A 16,870-nucleotide genomic window follows, 5' to 3' on the forward strand; every position below is an offset into this window, starting at 1 on the left:
AGGCTCCCTGCCGCGCCTGCGCCTGCCGTCTTCTAGACGTTGCTCGCGAAGTCGTCGATGCACAGGAGGGCGGCTCCGAGCTGGGTCGCGTGGCGGTAGAGGTGCGAGAGGCTCACGTAGCTCGCATCGCTGCCGAAGATGTCGAGGGCTGCCACGCGTCCGCGGATGGCCTCGAGCCAGGGGTCGAGGTAGCGCACGACCCCGCCGCCGATGATGACGTCGCAGTCGAGGGCCAGGTGGATGTCGTTGACGCCGATGGCAAGGTGGCTCAGGTAGGAGTCCCAGACCTCCTGGGCCCGGCCGTCCCCCTTGTCCAGGGCCGAGAAGAACTCCTCGAGCGTGAGGCCGAGGTCGTCCGAGAGGCACCTCGTCGAGCAGTAGGCCTCGAGACAACCCCTCCTTCCGCACGAGCAGGTACGGCCTCCCGTCTCGACGCAGATGTGCCCGAACTCGCCGCTCCGGCCGTCGTCACCAACATAGGGCGCGCCTCGTAGGAGCACGGCCCCACCGACCCCGCTCTCGAGCGAGAGGTAGGCGATGCTCTTGGTGTTCGGGCGCATGTACCATTCGGCGAAGCCGCCGAGGTTGGCGTCGTTGCCGAAGCTCGTGGGATAGGGGATGCGGCTCCTGAGGCCCTCGAGCGGGGCATCCGTGAGGCGGAGCGTCGGGGCATGCGTGAGCGTGTCGGCGTCGCGGTCGATGATGCCAGGGATCGCCACGCCGACTCCGAGGAGGCGGGTGCGGTCGATCCCCTCGTCGTCGACGAAGGACTCGAGCTCGCGTGCCAGCATGTCGCCGAGCGCGTCGATGCTGGAGGCGGGCTCATGACGCGTCGTGCGCGTGGCCACCTCGTCGCGGCGGAGGTTGGTGGCGATGAGGCGGAAGTGGTGGTCGGTCACCAGGACGCCGATGGCGTTGCGGGCGTCACCGTCCATCGCGAGGCGCGTCGCGGGACGACCTCCGGTGGACTGCTCCTGGCCGTTCTCGTAGATGAGCCCGTCGTCGTAGAGCTCCGTGAGGCTCTGGTGGACGGTCGGCAGGCTGAGGCCGAGCTCGGTCGCGACCTGCTGCTTGGTGAAGGAGTCGTCGGTGTCATAGAACATGCGGAACACGCGGTTGCGCGTCTTTTGGTGACGTCCTGCGGTGGTGGTCTGGTCCATGGTGGTCACGGCTTCCGATGGGGGTCTGGTCCCAGATGCGTGGGGCATGCGCTTCCTGCGGGTAATTTCCTACCGTTTACCCATATTGCGAACATCATACGGCAAAGTGCCAATGAACTTTGCTAAAGTATCTTTACAAAAGTAGGATACGAAAGGACGTGACATGCTCTACCTCGGCATCGACCTCGGCACGTCGGCGGTGAAGCTCCTGCTCATGCAGGAGGACGGCACCATCTGCAACATCGTGAGCAAGGAGTACCCGGTCGAGTATCCCCATCCGGGCTGGAGCCAGCAGGACCCCGAAGACTGGATCCGCGCCGTGTGCGAGGGTATCCCCGAGCTGCTCCGCGGCTTCGATGCCAGCGAGGTGGCGGGCATCGGGTGCGCAGGTCAGATGCACGGACTCGTGGTGCTCGATGCCGAGAACCGCGTGATCAGGCCTTGCATCCTCTGGAACGACGGCCGGACCGAGCGCCAGGTCCGCTACCTCAACGAGACCATCGGCCGCGAGCGTGTCGCCTCGGCCACGGCCAACATCGCCTTCGCTGGCTTCACGGCACCCAAGCTCCTCTGGATGCGCGACGAGGAACCCGAGAACTTCTCGCGCATCGAGAAGGTCATGCTGCCGAAGGACTACGTCAACTACCGGCTCACGGGCGTCCACTCCACCGACTTCTCCGACGCCTCGGGCACCCTCCTGCTCGATGTGGAGCATCGCTGCTGGTCGAAGGACATGCTCGACCTCTGTGGCGTCACTGAGGCACAGCTGCCGCGCCTGTACGAGAGCTACGAGCCCGTGGGACACCTGACGGCCGAGGCAGCCGCCACGCTCGGCCTTCCCGAGGGCGTCGTGGTCTGTGCCGGTGCTGGTGACAACGCCGCCGCAGCGGTGGGATGCGGGGCTGTCGGCTCAGGCCGATGCAACATCAGCCTGGGGACCTCGGGCACGATCTTCATCACGAGCGATGCCTTCAGGGTCGATGCCCTGAACGCCCTCCATTCCTTCGACCATGCCGACGGGGGATACCACCTCATGGGGTGCATCCTCTCGGCGGCGAGCTGCAATCGGTGGTGGTGCGAGGACGTCCTCGGGAGCTCCGACTACGCAGGGCTCCAGGAAGGCATCGACCTCACCGACACGTCGGCGAGCCAGGCCTACTTCCTGCCCTACCTCATGGGCGAGCGAAGCCCTCACAACGACCCGGCGGCACGCGGTGCCTTCGTGGGCCTGCGCCTCGACTCGTCGCGACAGGAGCTCACGCGTGCGGTGCTGGAGGGGGTCTCCTTCGCGTTCAGGGACTGCCTCGAGATCGCCCGCGCCCAGGGCATCGAGGTCACGAGGAGCACGGTGTGCGGCGGCGGCGCCAAGAGCCGGCTCTGGCTCGAGATGCTCGCAAGCATCCTCGGCGTCACGCTCGAGCTGCCCCAGACCGAGCAAGGCCCGGGCTATGGCGGCGCCATGCTCGCGGCCGTGGCATGCGGGGCCTACCCGTCGGTCGCGGACTGCGCCGGGCACCTGGTCCACATGAGGGGAGAGGTCGCACCTGACGTCTCCCTTGCGCAGGGATATGCGCGTCGCTACGAGGTCTGGCATGGCCTCTACCCGGCGCTCAAGGACTCGTTCAAGCTGATGGAGGAGTAACCATGGAACTGACGCCCGTCACCGACCCATCGTTTGCCGCATATGGGAGGGTCGTGAGCTGCCCTGATGGGCTCCTCGGCCCAATCGTGGCCACCCTGGGGGACAAGACGCCCTGCCCAGAGGCCACTGACTACGTGGCCTCCGACCCTGCCATAGAGGCCCTGCCCGAGGCCAAGCGCCTCGGGGTCGCCCTCTATGGTGGACAGGCCGTGCAGTTCGGCTGGTGCAACGGCCACAACACCAGGCTCAACTGCCTCGAGTATCATCGCGACAGCGAGTTCAACCTCGGTACCGTCGACTTCGTGCTGCTCCTGGCACGGCTCGACCAGGTCCGGGACGGGCGTCTCGACACCGCCGACGTCCGTGCCTTCAAGGTCCCCGCGGGTGTGCTCGTGGAGGTCTATGCCACGACGCTGCACTATGCGCCCTGCCACACGGATGCGGCCAAGGGCTTCAGGGTGCTGGTGGCGCTTCCCGCCGGCACCAATGGCCCCCGCCCTGCCGACGTCATCCCCGCGGGTGACGCGAACCTGCTCCGGGCGGCCAACAAGTGGCTGCTCGCGCATGCCGACAGCGCGGAGGCGGCACAGGGTGCCGTGGTGGCGCTCGAGGGCGACAACATCGACATCAAGGACCTGATCTAGCGGCCTCACGCTCGCGAGGCTCCCACAAACCCATCCGTGTTCCCATACGAAAGGACCGTCCATGAAATCCGACAACATCCCTGACGTCAAGCTCGGCATCATCGCCGTCAGCCGCGACTGCTTCCCGATCCAGCTCTCGGAGACCCGTCGTGCGGCCATCGTCGCCTCCTGCCGTGCCCGCGGGCTCGACGTCATCGAGGTCAGCAAGACCGTCGAGAGCGAGGCCGACATGCTGGTCGCGGTCGACGAGGCGACCAAGGCCGGTGCCAACGCGCTCACGGTCTTCCTCGGCAACTTCGGCCCCGAGACCCCCGAGACCCAGATCGCCCAGCGCTTCGACGGCCCCTGCATGTTCGTGGGCGCGGCCGAGGGCGACGGCGACCTCGTGAACGGCCGTGGCGATGCCTACTGCGGCATGCTCAACTGCTCGTACAACCTCGGGATGCGCCACGTCAAGGCGCACATCCCGTCATACCCCGTGGGCACAGCCGACGACATCGCCGGCATGATGGCCGACTTCGTACCTGTGGCCCGCGCCGTCATCGGCCTGGCACACCTCAAGGTCATCTCGTTCGGCCCGCGCCCCCAGGACTTCTTCGCCTGCAACGCCCCCATCAAGGGGCTCTATGAGCTGGGCATCGAGGTCGAGGAGAACTCCGAGCTCGACCTGCTCGTCTCGTACAAGGAGCACGCCGGTGACGCGCGCATCGACGGGGTCTGCGCCGACATGGCCGCCGAGATGGGGGAGGGCAACTACTACAAGGACCTGCTCCCTCGCATGGCGCAGTTCGAGCTGACCCTTCTCGACTGGGCCGAGGCGCACAAGGGCAGCCGCGACTACGTGGCCTTCGCCGACAAGTGCTGGCCTGCCTTCCCGAGCCAGTTCGGCTTCGAGCCCTGCTATGTCAACAGCCGCCTCGTGAGCCGTGGCATTCCCGTCTCCTGCGAGGTCGACATCTACGGTGCCGTCTCCGAGTACATCGGGATGTGCGCGAGCGATGACACCGTGACCCTGCTCGACATCAACAACTCCGTGCCCAAGAGCCTCTATGACGCCGAGATCGCGCCGACCACGGACTGCGACCTCACCGACACCTTCATGGGCTTCCACTGCGGCAACACCCCGAGCTGCAAGATGTGCTCGGACCGCGCCGTGCGCTACCAGCTCATCCAGCACCGTCTGCTCGAGCCAGAGGGCTCGGACCCCGACTTCACGCGCGGCACGCTCGAGGGGGACATCGCGGCGAGCCCCATCACGTTCTTCCGCCTCCAGTGCGACTCGGAGGGCCAGCTGCGCTCCTACGTCGCCGAGGGCGACATCCTGCCCGCGGCCACGCACTCCTTCGGAGGTCGCGCCATCTTCGACATCCCCGAGATGGGCCGCTTCTATCGCCATGTCCTTCTCCAGAAGCACTTCCCGCACCACGGTGCCGTGGCCTTCAGGCATTGCGGCAAGGCGCTGTTCGACATCTTCACCTACCTGGGCGTGGACGACATCTCGTACAACCAGCCCAAGTCCCTTCCGTACCCTTCCGAGAACCCCTTCGCGTAAGGAGGAGCGGTCGCGCGCGGCCTTGCCTGACCCCCATGGCCGCGCGCGTCGTCCTCTTCCGGAAGTCCCTTCCGCTTGCAGATGCGTGCCGCACGCCGACGCCCTCGGTGGGTACCATGTGACGTGAGGGCCGCACGTCGGGCCGACCTATCTCATGCCAACAGAGGGGATTCCCATGGACAAGAGCATCGAGGACAGCGTACGTACCTGGCAGGAGAGCGTCACGGAGCCCGACCTGGCGGCCGAGCTCGACGGGCTCGTCTCGGCCGGTGACGAGGAGGCCCTCTCGGATGCCTTCTACCGGAGCCTCGAGTTCGGCACGGCCGGCCTTCGCGGCGTCATCGGCGTGGGCACCAACCGCATGAACGTCTATGTGGTAGCCCAGGCCACGCAGGGCCTCGCCAACTACCTCAACGCCCATTACACGAACCCCTCCGTCGCCATCGCGCGCGACTCGCGCAACAAGGGCGAGGACTTCCAGAAGGCCGCCGCCAGCGTGCTCGCGGCAAACGGGATCCACGTCTACGTCTACCCGCGCATCGAGCCGGTCCCCACGCTCTCGTTCGCGGTGCGCCACCTCCACACCTCAGCCGGCATCGCGCTCACGGCCAGCCACAACCCGGCCAAGTACAACGGTTACAAGGCCTATGACGACAACGGCTGCCAGATTGCCACGGAGGCGGCCGACGAGATCTCGGCATCGATCGCCGACGTCGACATCTTCCATGGCGTGAAGCGCATGGACTTCGACGAGGCGATCGAGAAGGGCCTCGTGGAGTGGACGCCCGACGAGGTCATCGACGCCTTCATCGACGCCGTGGCGAAGCAGTCCGTCCCGGGCTTCAAGGCCTCCGAGGACTTCAGCGTGGTCTACACGCCGCTCAACGGCACGGGCATGGAGTGTGTGAGCAAGATCCTGGCCCGCATCGGTGTCAAGAACGTCACCGTGGTGCCCGAGCAGGCCGAGCCTGACGGGAACTTCCCCACCTGCACCTATCCCAACCCCGAGTTCGTCGAGGCGCTCGACCTGGGTCTCAAGCTGTGCGACAAGGTCAAGCCCGACCTGCTCATCGCCACCGACCCCGACGCCGACCGCATGGGCACGGCCATCCCGCACAAGGGCGAGTACAAGCTGCTCACCGGCAACGAGATGGGAGTCCTCCTCCTCGACTGGCTTGCCACGATGAGGAAGGAGGCCGGCGAGGACGTCCATGCCAAGGTCGCCGTCTCCACGATCGTCTCCTCGGCCATGCCTGACGCGCTGGCAGAGGACTACGGCTTCGAGATGCGCCGCGTCCTCACGGGATTCAAGTACATCGGCGGCCAGATCGATTTGCTGAAGGATGCCGGCGAGGAGGACCGCTACCTCATGGGCTTCGAGGAGAGCTATGGCTACCTCGTGGGCACCCATGCGCGCGACAAGGACGCCATCGTGGCCTCCATGCTCGCCGTCGAGATGGCAGCCTATTATGCCGAGCGTGGCATGGACCTCTACGAGGCGATGGACGCCCTGTACCAGAGGTACGGCTATTACATCAACGGCATCGTGAACGTGAGCTTCCCCGGTGAGTCCGGCGCGGGCAAGATGGCGGGTATCATGGGCGGCCTTCGCGAGAACCAGCCCGCGAGCATCGCCGGCCTGGCCGTCGAGGGCTTCACCGACTACGACACCTGCGCCCCCATGCCCGTGGTCTCCGGTCTCCAGAAGGATGCGCCGCAGACGCTTCCCGCAGCCAACGTGCTGGAGTTCCGCCTGGCCGAGGGCTGCAAGGTCATCATCCGTCCGTCGGGCACCGAGCCCAAGATCAAGGCTTACCTGTTCACCAAGGAGGCCACGCGTGAGGCAGCCCTGGCCCTCCAGGACAAGCTCGCCGCAGCGGCAAAGGAGCTCCTCAGCTAGGAGCTCGGACACGCCTTCGGTCGGCCCCGTATCAAGTCCCTGCTCGAGCACTCCTCGCCGCAAAGGGCGCGGCTGCGGAACTCGCGACGGACTTGATGCGGGGCCGACCTCTTCCGAGATGTCCCTGGCGGCCTAAGGTCAAAGAGTGCCTTGTGCCGCTGCGGGCCTTGGCTTCGACCTGCTGTTCCTATCGTCGCCCCTTGGCAGTCGAGGCCCTCCGACCGAATCGCGCCTATTCCGTGGCTGCCGTGGTCGCTGCGGTCGTGGATGCCGAGAGGCCCCATGCGCCGCTCGCGGAGCTCACGATGGTGGAATAGCTCCACTCGTGCGACGAGACCTCCGTCGAGGTGGGGTCATACACGGTGAGCGTGGTGTTGTCATTCTCCTTGGCGAGGACCACGAAGTGGTCGACCGTCGTGAGCGTGTCGGCCTTGACCTCGCAGATCACGACCTGCCCGGCCTTCAGGGCCGTAGAGATGCTCGTCGCGTCGACGGAGACCGCGACGCCGGTCAGGCCGAGGTCCCCGGCCTTCTGGGCGATGAACGAGCCATCCATGCCGCCGTCCCCGGTGGCCATGCCCGCATCGGTCACGCGCACCGAGACGTCGCCCGGCGTCTTGTCGTTCGCGCCCGTGAGACCCATGTAGCCCATCGCCACGCAGGTGGGGCCTGACCCCTTCACGCCCAAGGGAGACCCGGCGTAGTCGAGGTTGCCCCACCGGGTGTCGAACATCATGAGCTGCGGGACGGTGCCCTTGGTCACGGCATCGGTGTAGGCGGAGGCGGTCTTGTCGGAGTCGGGCCAGTCGCGGACGAAGGACACCGCTGCGGGCTCGTCCACGGCCAGGTCGATCATGGACGTGGGATAGAGGCCGGCGTTCGCGGCGATCCAGGAGAGCTGGTCGCCTCGGTCGAGCGCGGTCGTGAGCTCTGCGGTCGTGGTCTCGTCGACGCCTGCCGCCACGCGCGAGTCCTGCGCGTTCACCTCGGTGGTCGCCGCCTGCTCTGCCGAGTCGGTGGCCGCCTGCGAGCAGCCTCTCACGCAGCTCGAGATGACGAGGACGATGATGACGAGGAGCGCGATCGCGATGACGACGAGCGCGACGCGCCTTCCGTCGAGGCCGTCGCGGCCGCGCCCTCCACGGCCTCCCATGCGCCGGTCCGAGAAGTTGATGTTGCGGGAATGCAGCGAATACCCGGTAGGCCTGCTGGCGGCGCCGTTGAGGCTCCTTCCGCCGACCTGGCTGCGACCTTGGCGCGGGCGCTGCCCCTCGTGAGGGGCCTGCCTGGGCCGAGAGGGGTGGCCTGCACCGCTGCGTGGCTGCGAGGGGCGGCCGGTGAGCTGCGTGGGACCACGATAGCCCTGGGGCGGCCTCCCTTGGACGTTGCCTCGTGAGTCCCGACCATCGGTGGGCTGCCGGCCTGCCATGAGATGCACCTCCGGGAAGTGATCTGTCGCCTCGTCATGCGCGCCTGTCGCCGCATCAAGGGCATCGTAGCCTATTGGCCGACCCGTACCTGCGCCGTTGTTATGAACGGTGTGAGTTGGTCCTCCCATTGGAGTATCGTGGTGCCCGTTGGTCGGCAGATGGCGTCTCGGCCTGCCGGGACACCTCCCTCGAGAAGGACATCCATGAAGAAGCTCATCGAGCAGTTCCTCAAGTTCGGCGTCGTCGGCGTGATCGCCTTCGCAATCGACTATGGCGTGCTCATGCTGCTTAACGTCGGCTTCGGTATGGATTCGGTCGTCGCCGCCGCCATCTCGTTCACCATCTCGGTCGTCTTCAACTACGTGGCCTCGATGCGCTTCGTGTTCACGCATCGCGAGGACCTCTCGAAGACCAAGGAGTTCATCATCTTCGTGGTGCTCTCCGTGATCGGCCTCATCATCAACGAGCTCTGCATGTGGGCTGGTCAGGGCATCCTGGGCGTCACGCCCTTCGACGTCACCGTGACCAAGCTGTTCGCGACGGCCGTGGTGATGGTCTGGAACTTCTTCAGCCGCAAGAAGTGGCTCGACGCAGGGGACGCCCCGCAGGCGGAGGCCAAGTAGGTCCCACGCGAGGTCAGTCCTTGGTGATGCCGCCGAGCAGCGCCGTCACGATCGAGATGACGAGCGCCCCCAGGATGGCCGAGGAGAACGAGTCGATCGTGATGCCCACGGCAAAGAGGTTGCGGGCGAGCCAGCTTGCCAGCTCGAGCATCATGGCATTGATGACGAGTGAGAATATCCCCAGCGTGAGGCAGGTGATGGGGAGGCTCACGAGCTGCATGAGCGGCTTCACGCACATGTTGACGAGGGCAAGCAGCAGGGCCGTGAGGATGGGCCCCATGTAGGAGGCCTCCACGGTGTAGCCACTCACGGAGGCCATGCCCACGGGTTGGATCCCTGGCACGAGCCAGATGGCGGCGGCCACCGCAAGGGCGGTGACGAGCCAGCGAAGCATGAACCGCATGGGTGCCCCTCTCGACGTGTCGTCCCTCCGGATGTGGGAACCAGTATAGCCGCTCGTCGCGAGCTGACGGGGACATGCGACGTGGGGCGCCGCATGTCCGATGGGCCCTCGGCAGGGTGCGCCTCTCGTGGGAGGCACTTTAATGCGCTAAAGTAGTGACGCGCGGACGACCGCGTCCTACCATCGCCTCCGAGGAGGGTCCCATGCAGATCGACGAGCTCATGGCCACACCTGAGGTACGCCAGCTCGAGCGGGCGCTCTGCCTGCCGGCCACCACAGACGACGCCCAGGCGCTCCTCCTCGACCTCTGCACCCCCAAGGAGATCTCCGACCTGGCCCAACGCCTCGATGTGGCCCGGCTCCTCGCGGCAGGGGAGTCGTATCACGAGGTGAGCCGGGTCACGGGTGCGAGCTCGACCACGGTGAGCCGCGTCTCGAAGTGCCTCAACGGCAAGCGGGGCGGGTACCGCATGGTCCTCGACCGCATGGAGGGATAGCCCCCTCCCAAGGTCCCTTGGCATCCCATGAGGCATGACGTGGTCCGACTGACCATGTCCCTGCGGTGGTCGTTCATGTCCCATGAGCGCGCTACGATGGATGCAGACGGGGACGCCTCGTGGCCTCCCTGCGATGGGGCCGCGCTCCCTCGTCGCGTGACCAGGAAGGTTTCCCATGGCACTGCACATCCTCAGGACCCCCGATGACGCCCTGCTCCCGCGGCAGGCGCTCACGCTGCTCGCACATGCATCCGAGGCCTCCCAGGAGGTCATGGTGCTCGTCCCTGACCAGGCCCGCGCGGACCAGGTCCGTCGCTCCCTCGCGTCCACCTCCTCGGCCCTGGGTGCCAGGGTGTGCACCCCCTCGGTCTGGGTGCGCGATGCCTGGCATCTCTATGGAGACGGGACCGAGCTGGTGGAGCGGGGCGTGCGGAGGCTGCTCGTACGGCGTGCCCTGCTCGATGCTCCCGCCTTCGGCGAGGGAGGCCTCGACCACGGTCCTGGCACGCTCGACCTCGTCTGCCAGGTCGTGGCCCATCATCTGCCTGACCTGCCCCTGCGACCGGACGGTGGACTCGATGCCGAGGCCCTGGCTGCGCGGGACCTCGCCGATGCCGAGCGGGCCCTCCTCGCGGTCGTGGATGCCTACCTCGGCCTCCTGCGTGACCATCACCTGACGGAGCCATGCATGGCCCTGCTCGGGGCACCGGCCCTCGTGGCCGCCGCGTGCGGTGGTGCCGGCACGGGGCAGGTGCTCTCGGTCGGCTTCGATGCCATGGGGCCCGAGGTCCGCTCGTTCGTGGTCTCGCTGTCCCGGGAGTCCTCGGTCGAGGTCCTCCTGCCTGCTGCCCACGGCCCTGCCTATGCGGCTGTCGAGCGCCTCGCGCATGACCTCGTCGCGGCTGCGGTCGATGCCGGCATCGAGGCGGACTCGTCCGACTGCGAGGATGCCGGTGCCATCGGCGTGGCGGGGACTTCGTCCGACGGTCGCGCCCCCGAGCTTGCCTCCCTGTGTGACACCATCTTCCGCATCGGCGAGAGGGACGTCCCTCCGGTCGAGCCCACGGGTGCGGCGAGCCTCCTCGAGCCATCGGGACCATCGGCCGAGGCCGAGCTCGTCTGTCAGCGGGTCGACGGGCTGGCGCAGGCCGGGGCGTCTCGCGTGGTCGTCGTCACCCCGGACGTCGCCTCCGCCTGGCGCGAGCTCGCGCCCAAGCTCGCTGCCCGAGGCCTCTCCGTCCGCGCGACGCTCGCGCGCCCCTTCGCTGGTACCTCGGCTGGCGGGGCCCTGCTCGGCTGGCTCAGGACGGTGGCCCATCTCTCCGAGCTCGCGGCCACGTGGCCCGTGCTCTCCGATGACGCCTCCTCGCTCTCCCTGGGACCCATGGACTGGTGGCCCCCTCGCGACCTCACCGACTTCCTCCTCTCGCCCGTGAGCGGTGTGGGCGCGGGCGCCGCATGGCGTCTCGATGCCACCTGGCGTGGCGACCGTCTGCTCACGCCCAAGATGGTGCTCTCCACGCTCTCGAAGCCCAGTCGGACCTCGGCGGCCTGTGCCCAGGCCACGCAGGACCTGCTCAAGGGGCGCGTGGGCACGGCGGCGCATGACCTCATGCGTGGTCTGGAGCCTCCCCAGGGCGAGGACGCCGATGGTTGCGAGGGGCCGTGTGCCGTGTCCCCGGCGGTCCCGTCGGCGGTCCCGGGCGCGGAGGTCACCGGCGCGCTCGCCGCCTTGGCCGATGCCGCCGAGTCACTTCGCGCCGCGGGCATATCGCCCACCCACGCGCCCTTGGTCGAGGTCGTCTCCGCGGTGACGTGCGTCCTTGCCGACGCGACCGTCACCATGCGTCCGACCCTCGACGTGCCTGGGTCCACCTGCGCCGTCGAGCTCCTGTCACCCCAGGCCGCCTCCGCCCTGCCTGCGGCCTCGGCGGACGCCGTGGCCATCATGGGGCTCACCACCGAGCTGGCACCGCTCGCAGCCTCGGACGATGCCCTCTCGCTGCTTCTGGGTGACCTCGGGCTCGACGTCGGCACGGACCCGCTCGAGCGGGCACGCCTCCTGTTCATGCGCCAGCTCCGCGTCCCCCGCACGCGCCTGCTCCTCGAGCGCCCCCTCTACGACGCTGCCTCGAAGCCCACCTATCCGGCCGTCATGCTGTCCGAGCTCCTCGGGGCCTATGGGGTCGCCGACGACGATGACGCCCGGCCGCTCGCGTGCGTCTCGCATGGCGAGGACGCCATCTGCGAGAACCTCTCTCCTGCCGGGGCGTCCCCGCAGGCGCAGGCCGTCGACGAGCCGGCGGAGGCGGGTGAGCTCACCGGCGCGGCGGCGTCGTTCGTGGTGGTCCCCCGCAACGGCGAGGCCTCGCTCCCTGATGGCCGGCCCTCGCTGTCCGCCTCGCAGGTCGAGGTCTACCTGGAGTGTCCCTACAAGTGGTTCTCGCTCAGGCGCCTGGGCCTCGAGGACGTCGATGCCGGCTTCGGCGGCATGGAGATGGGCACCTTCGCGCATCGCGTGCTCGAGGTCACCCGGACCCGCATGCTGGCCGATGCCACGCATGCCGCAGGGCTCGTGGGGGAGGACGGCATGCCTGTGGACGTCCCGTCCGACCCATGCCTCCGTGTGCCAGGGTCGCGCGTGGAGGCATCGAGTCTGGCGCATGCCACCGAGCTGCTCGACGCCGAGTTCGACGAGCACCGCGCGCATCAGTATCACAAGGCTCACCGTCCGCAGGACCAGGCCCTCGTTCCTCACACGCAGACCGAGGGCTACCTGCTCGACCAGCTCCGCCACGACCTCCACTCCGAGCTCTCCTTCGAGGGGGGCCTCTTCGAGGGGTTCGAGCCCCGGTTCTTCGAGCTCCGCTTCGGTGGCCGCTCCGGCGTGCCCGTGACCTATGCGGGCGCGGACTTCGTGGGGAGCATCGACCGCGTGGACGTGGACGAGGCGGGCCATGCCCTCGTGATCGACTACAAGCACAAGGCGCCGGCAGCCCTCATGGGGGAGTACCCGCTCTGGCCCTCGTCAGGGGCCCCTGATGCCTTCGTGCTCCCTCGTCGTGTCCAGACCCTCATCTATGCCTCCGCCGCACGGGCCTGCCTTCCAGGTCTCACGGTGGTCGGTTCCGTCTACCTGGGGACCAAGGGCAACCACGCCTTGGCCGGCGCGGTCTCGCCAGCCATGGCGGAGCGGGTGTTCGGGGCCTCCGCGAGCGAACGCCGTCTTGCGCGCATGCGGGCCGAGGGCGCGGGGCTCACCGGCTTCGACGAGCTGCTCGACCGCTCCGAGGACGCCATCGCGGAGGCGGTGTCGCGCATGCTCCAAGGTCACGTCGAGGCCGATCCCATCGACCGGCGCGCGTGCGACTGGTGTCCCGTCACCCACTGCGAGAGGAGGATGGGCTAGATGTCTGACCTCACTGGTCTCACCCCAGAGCAAGGACCCATCGTCATGACGCTCGACCGCCCGCTGTTCGTGGCGGCCGGTGCCGGCTCCGGCAAGACCGCCACGCTCACGCGACGCATCGCCTGGGCCCTCGAGGAGGGCTCGGGCAAGGCCGGCGCACCCTTCGTGGACAGCCTCGACCAGGTGCTCGTCATCACGTTCACCGCCGCGGCCGCATCCGAGATCCGCGAGCGCGTCCGCTCGCGCCTCCGCGCCGACGGCCTGGTGGAGGCGGCGCTTGCGGTCGACTCCGCCTGGATCGGCACCATCCATGGCATGTGCTCGCGCATCCTCCATCGCCACGCCCTCGAGCTGGGACTCGACCCGGACTTCGTCGTGGCAGGCGAGCAGGACGCGCGCGTCATGCGCGAGCAGGCGGTCGAGCAGGTCTTCTCCGAGGTCCGCGACGACCCGGCCTTCTCGGCGCTCTTTGCGGCCTATCCTGCCCGGGGACGTTCCATGGGCGGGGGGGACTCGGCATCGACCGTCTTCGGCATGGTCTCGACACTCGTCGACAAGGCATGCACCGCGCCCGGTGGCCTGGGCTCGCTGCGCTTCGCCGGCGAGGTCCCCGATGTCACGCACGAGATGAGCCGCCTGCTCGTCGCCTATGAGACGTTCCTCGGCGAGGCCGCTCCCTCGTCGAAGAACACCGAGGCCCTGGCGGCATGCCATGCCTCGCGCGATGCCCTCGCAGGATTCCTGACGAGCCCTCCCTCGGGACGTACCCCGGCTGCGGCCATGGCCCTTCTCGAGGGGGAGGTCGCACGTCCGAGCGGCACCTTCTTCCGGAAGCAAGGGGCCAAGGACTGCCGCTCGGTGCTCGATGACGTGAGGGCGGGCCTGGCCCTCGCCGAGGCCAGCGAGCTGTCGGGTGACCTGGTCGAGCTGGCACGTCGCGTGGGCTCCGTGTACGACGCCCGCAAGCACGATGCCGCCATGCTCGACAACGACGACCTCCTGAGGCTGGGCCTGGCGGCCCTCCGGGACCATCCCGCCATCGCGGAGTCCTATGCGGAGCGCTTCCGCCTGGTCATGGTCGACGAGTTCCAGGACACCTCGGCCCAGCAGGTCGAGCTGGTGAAGCTCCTCTCGGGCGGTGGCGCGCGCCTCGCCACCGTGGGCGACGCCCAGCAGTCGATCTACCGCTTCCGTGGCGCGGACGTCGAGGTCTTCAGGCGCAGGCAGGCCGAGGCCGGCGACGACGTGGCCCACCTCACCGTGAACTTCCGCAGCCACGATGACGTGCTTCGCTTCGTGGCCGCCACGTGCGGTGGCGCGGGGCCTGCCGGCGGCGCCCCGCTGCTCCCTGACTTCATGGACCTCGCGGCGGCGCCCGAGCGTAGGCATGCGCTCAGGATGGCTGGCCCCCGGGCCTTCGTGGAGCTCACGTCCACCACCAAGGTGCGGGTGGGGAGGAGCAGCTCGGCACCCTCGACCGACCTGCGGGTGGCCGTCGAGGCGGCTCAGGTGGCAGACCGCCTGGCCTCGCTCGTCACCGACGCCACCGATGGGTCCGACGCGATCCGGCCAGGCGACATGGCGCTGCTCCTGGGGCGTCTCAAGAACGCCCAGGTCTTCATCGACGCCCTGCGCGCGCGCGGCCTCGACTGCGTGATGACGGGTGGATCGACCTTCTCGGCCACGCCCGAGGTACAGACCGTGGCGGCCCTGCTCCATGCCCTGGCCAATCCCAAGGACACCAGAAGCGGTCTGTTCCCCCTGCTCTCGAGCGACATGTTCCGCCTTGACGCGAACGACTTCTGCACCCTGGGGACCACGGTCCAGGAGGCCCTGGACGCCCCCACCAAGCGCACCATCGACCGTGGGCTTGCGGGGGGCTCCTTCCTCGAGGGGCTCCCTCCCTCGCCGCGTCTTGCGGTCGCGCGTGACGTGCTGCCACGCGCCTGGGGGCGCCTGGGGGCAGAACCCGTCGCGGACGTGATGCTCGCAGCCATCCGCGAGAGCGGGTGGCTGGCCAGGCTCGAGGCCGGTGGTGTCGAGGGTCGTGCCACGGCGGCGAACGTCCTGGCGGCCGTACGCTACGTCCGTGACCTCACCGAGGATGCCGGTCTGGGTGCCTCGCGTGCTGCCGAGGAGTTCGACCGGTGGCTCGAGGTGGCGAAGGTGGGCCCCGCATCGCTTCGTGGTGGGGCCTCGAGCGCCGTGTCCATCATGACGGTCCACGGGTCCAAGGGGCTCGAGTTCCCCGTGGTGGCCGTGGCAGAGTGCACCCAGGCACGCCAACAGGACGCTCCCGACCTCGTGGCTTCTGACCTCGCTGATGCGACCGTGCTGTCGCTCAAGCCGGACGGGATGTCGCTTCCCAAGGACGTCGAGGTCCCCGCCGAGGCCTCCGAGTGCCACACGTTCCTCGACTGGCGCTCCTTCCTCGAGGCACACGAGCGCTCGGGCGAGGATGCCGAGAAGGCGCGCCTGCTCTATGTGGCGCTCACCCGCGCACGCGAGGCCGTCGTGCTCTCCGTCGACTGTCCCCTGTCCGCCCAGGGCTCGCTTCCCGACCGTGCGCTCGCGTCGTCCGTGGTGCGGGCCCTCCTCGGCGGCACGCTGCCCGACCCGGGGTCCTCGGGGCTTGCCTTCGGGGGCAGCGCCGATGGCGTGGTGCGTCGGGTGGACCTCACCCTCGCGGACGACCCGTCCTGCGTTCACGTGACGTCGGCCGGCTCGATGCCTGCCTTCGACGGTGACCTGCCGGCAGACGTTCCCTCCCTGGTCACGGCAGGTGCGGCAGGGGGCTCGGCCGCGGCCGCGCAGCCGTTCACGCTCTTCTCGCCCGAGAGGGACGACCTCCCGTCCGTGGGCACATGGTCCGCGCGTGACGGCGTCCTCAGCTATTCCGGCGCTCATGCCCAAGAGGGGGCTGCAGCCGTCGATGCGCAGTCATACGCGACCGCGACCGTCTCGCCCTTCGACGAGGCCGACCAGTCCCATCCCGATACGACCCCTGCCGAGGTCGAGCGCGCCACGAACCTAGGCACCGCCTTCCACGAGGCGGCACGTCTCCTCATCGAGACGGGGCGGGCCCCCTCGGCCGAGCGCCTCGACGTGCTCTGCCGTGCCGATGGGGTGCTGCGCACCCAACGCCCGCGCCTCGAGGAGGCGCTCGCGCGCTGGCAGGCGTCGTCGATGCGCACCGAGCTCCTCGCCTGCGCCCACGTGGGCGCCGAGGTCCCGTTCTGCGTGCCCGTCGTCTCGGATCAGGGGGGCCTGCTCGAGGGGGCCATCGACGCGCTCGGCACCGACGACGCCCATGAGGCCGCCCTCGTGGTGGACTACAAGACGGGGGACGCCGGGCTCACACCCGCCGAACTCACGCAGGCCCATCAGATGCAGGCGCGCTACTATGCCCATGTGCTCAAGGGACAGGGCTATGCCCGCGTCTCGTGCGCCTTCGTCTGCGTCGAGCTCGTGGCCGCCGACGGTGGCCCCGTGGTGGTGCGCTACGAGTGGCCCGATGGCTGTGATGCCGCGCTGTAGGAGGTCGCTTCCGCGCGGTGCTGGAGGGTCCCTCCTCCTGTACCGATGCCGCGCGCCTTCGCTTCAGTTTCAT

General features: G+C 68.5%; 11 protein-coding genes. 8 read left to right on the top strand and 3 right to left on the bottom strand.

Annotation, left to right across the window (positions count from 1 at the left end):
- Window positions 1–32: 32 nt before the first annotated feature.
- Window positions 33–1,208, bottom strand: a complete 1,176-nt coding sequence (locus tag LKE50_04885; protein ID MCH3967943.1) for an ROK family transcriptional regulator — start codon at window positions 1,206–1,208, stop codon at window positions 33–35.
- A gap of 115 nt (window positions 1,209–1,323) precedes the next feature.
- Here LKE50_04885 and xylB point away from each other — a divergent pair, with 115 nt between their 5' ends.
- From xylB to LKE50_04905, 4 genes are all read left to right on the top strand, one after another.
- A complete protein-coding gene (gene xylB, locus LKE50_04890; protein MCH3967944.1) occupies window positions 1,324–2,802 on the top strand; it encodes a xylulokinase in 1,479 nt (492 codons plus the stop codon).
- A gap of 2 nt (window positions 2,803–2,804) precedes the next feature.
- Window positions 2,805–3,446, top strand: coding sequence for a DUF4867 family protein (locus tag LKE50_04895; GenBank protein ID MCH3967945.1), 642 nt, complete (start codon window positions 2,805–2,807; stop codon window positions 3,444–3,446).
- Between the two features lie 61 nt (window positions 3,447–3,507).
- Complete coding sequence (locus LKE50_04900) at window positions 3,508–4,998, top strand: fucose isomerase (GenBank protein ID MCH3967946.1); 1,491 nt, start codon at window positions 3,508–3,510, stop codon at window positions 4,996–4,998.
- A 175-nt stretch (window positions 4,999–5,173) separates the two neighbouring features.
- Window positions 5,174–6,898: a phospho-sugar mutase gene (locus tag LKE50_04905; GenBank protein MCH3967947.1), complete on the top strand. Its 1,725-nt coding sequence runs from the start codon at window positions 5,174–5,176 to the stop codon at window positions 6,896–6,898.
- 232 nt (window positions 6,899–7,130) lie between these two features.
- Here LKE50_04905 and LKE50_04910 read toward each other — a convergent pair whose 3' ends face one another.
- Window positions 7,131–8,327 carry a hypothetical protein gene (locus LKE50_04910; GenBank protein MCH3967948.1) on the bottom strand — a complete coding sequence of 399 codons (1,197 nt, stop codon included), beginning with the start codon at window positions 8,325–8,327 and terminating at the stop codon, window positions 7,131–7,133.
- Window positions 8,328–8,531: 204 nt separating this feature from the next.
- On the opposite strand from LKE50_04910, the gene LKE50_04915 reads away from it, so the two are divergent.
- A complete protein-coding gene (locus tag LKE50_04915; protein ID MCH3967949.1) occupies window positions 8,532–8,951 on the top strand; it encodes a GtrA family protein in 420 nt (139 codons plus the stop codon).
- Window positions 8,952–8,964: 13 nt separating this feature from the next.
- Here the strand turns inward: LKE50_04915 and LKE50_04920 are convergent, their stop codons facing one another.
- Window positions 8,965–9,354 (bottom strand): phage holin family protein, encoded by a 390-nt coding sequence (locus tag LKE50_04920; GenBank protein MCH3967950.1) that lies wholly within the window; start codon window positions 9,352–9,354, stop codon window positions 8,965–8,967.
- Between the two features lie 203 nt (window positions 9,355–9,557).
- On the opposite strand from LKE50_04920, the gene LKE50_04925 reads away from it, so the two are divergent.
- The 3 genes from LKE50_04925 (at window position 9,558) to LKE50_04935 (ending at window position 16,797) form a co-directional block, all read left to right on the top strand.
- Window positions 9,558–9,851 carry a YerC/YecD family TrpR-related protein gene (locus LKE50_04925; GenBank protein ID MCH3967951.1) on the top strand — a complete coding sequence of 98 codons (294 nt, stop codon included), beginning with the start codon at window positions 9,558–9,560 and terminating at the stop codon, window positions 9,849–9,851.
- Window positions 9,852–10,026: 175 nt separating this feature from the next.
- Window positions 10,027–13,260, top strand: a complete 3,234-nt coding sequence (locus tag LKE50_04930; GenBank protein ID MCH3967952.1) for a PD-(D/E)XK nuclease family protein — start codon at window positions 10,027–10,029, stop codon at window positions 13,258–13,260.
- A complete protein-coding gene (locus tag LKE50_04935; protein ID MCH3967953.1) occupies window positions 13,261–16,797 on the top strand; it encodes a UvrD-helicase domain-containing protein in 3,537 nt (1,178 codons plus the stop codon).
- Window positions 16,798–16,870: the final 73 nt, after the last annotated feature.

The organism is Atopobiaceae bacterium (assembly GCA_022483015.1).
Classification (GTDB): Bacteria; Actinomycetota; Coriobacteriia; order Coriobacteriales; family Atopobiaceae; genus JALCUE01.

Excerpts from the sequence above, each read along its gene's own strand:
- LKE50_04885 (MCH3967943.1), bottom strand. The coding sequence starts at position 1,208 with ATGCCCCACGCATCTGGGACCAGACCCCCATCGGAAGCCGTGACCACC.
- xylB (MCH3967944.1), top strand. The coding sequence starts at position 1,324 with ATGCTCTACCTCGGCATCGACCTCGGCACGTCGGCGGTGAAGCTCCTG.
- LKE50_04895 (MCH3967945.1), top strand. The coding sequence starts at position 2,805 with ATGGAACTGACGCCCGTCACCGACCCATCGTTTGCCGCATATGGGAGG.
- LKE50_04900 (MCH3967946.1), top strand. The coding sequence starts at position 3,508 with ATGAAATCCGACAACATCCCTGACGTCAAGCTCGGCATCATCGCCGTC.
- LKE50_04905 (MCH3967947.1), top strand. The coding sequence starts at position 5,174 with ATGGACAAGAGCATCGAGGACAGCGTACGTACCTGGCAGGAGAGCGTC.
- LKE50_04910 (MCH3967948.1), bottom strand. The coding sequence starts at position 8,327 with ATGGCAGGCCGGCAGCCCACCGATGGTCGGGACTCACGAGGCAACGTC.
- LKE50_04915 (MCH3967949.1), top strand. The coding sequence starts at position 8,532 with ATGAAGAAGCTCATCGAGCAGTTCCTCAAGTTCGGCGTCGTCGGCGTG.
- LKE50_04920 (MCH3967950.1), bottom strand. The coding sequence starts at position 9,354 with ATGCGGTTCATGCTTCGCTGGCTCGTCACCGCCCTTGCGGTGGCCGCC.
- LKE50_04925 (MCH3967951.1), top strand. The coding sequence starts at position 9,558 with ATGCAGATCGACGAGCTCATGGCCACACCTGAGGTACGCCAGCTCGAG.
- LKE50_04930 (MCH3967952.1), top strand. The coding sequence starts at position 10,027 with ATGGCACTGCACATCCTCAGGACCCCCGATGACGCCCTGCTCCCGCGG.
- LKE50_04935 (MCH3967953.1), top strand. The coding sequence starts at position 13,261 with ATGTCTGACCTCACTGGTCTCACCCCAGAGCAAGGACCCATCGTCATG.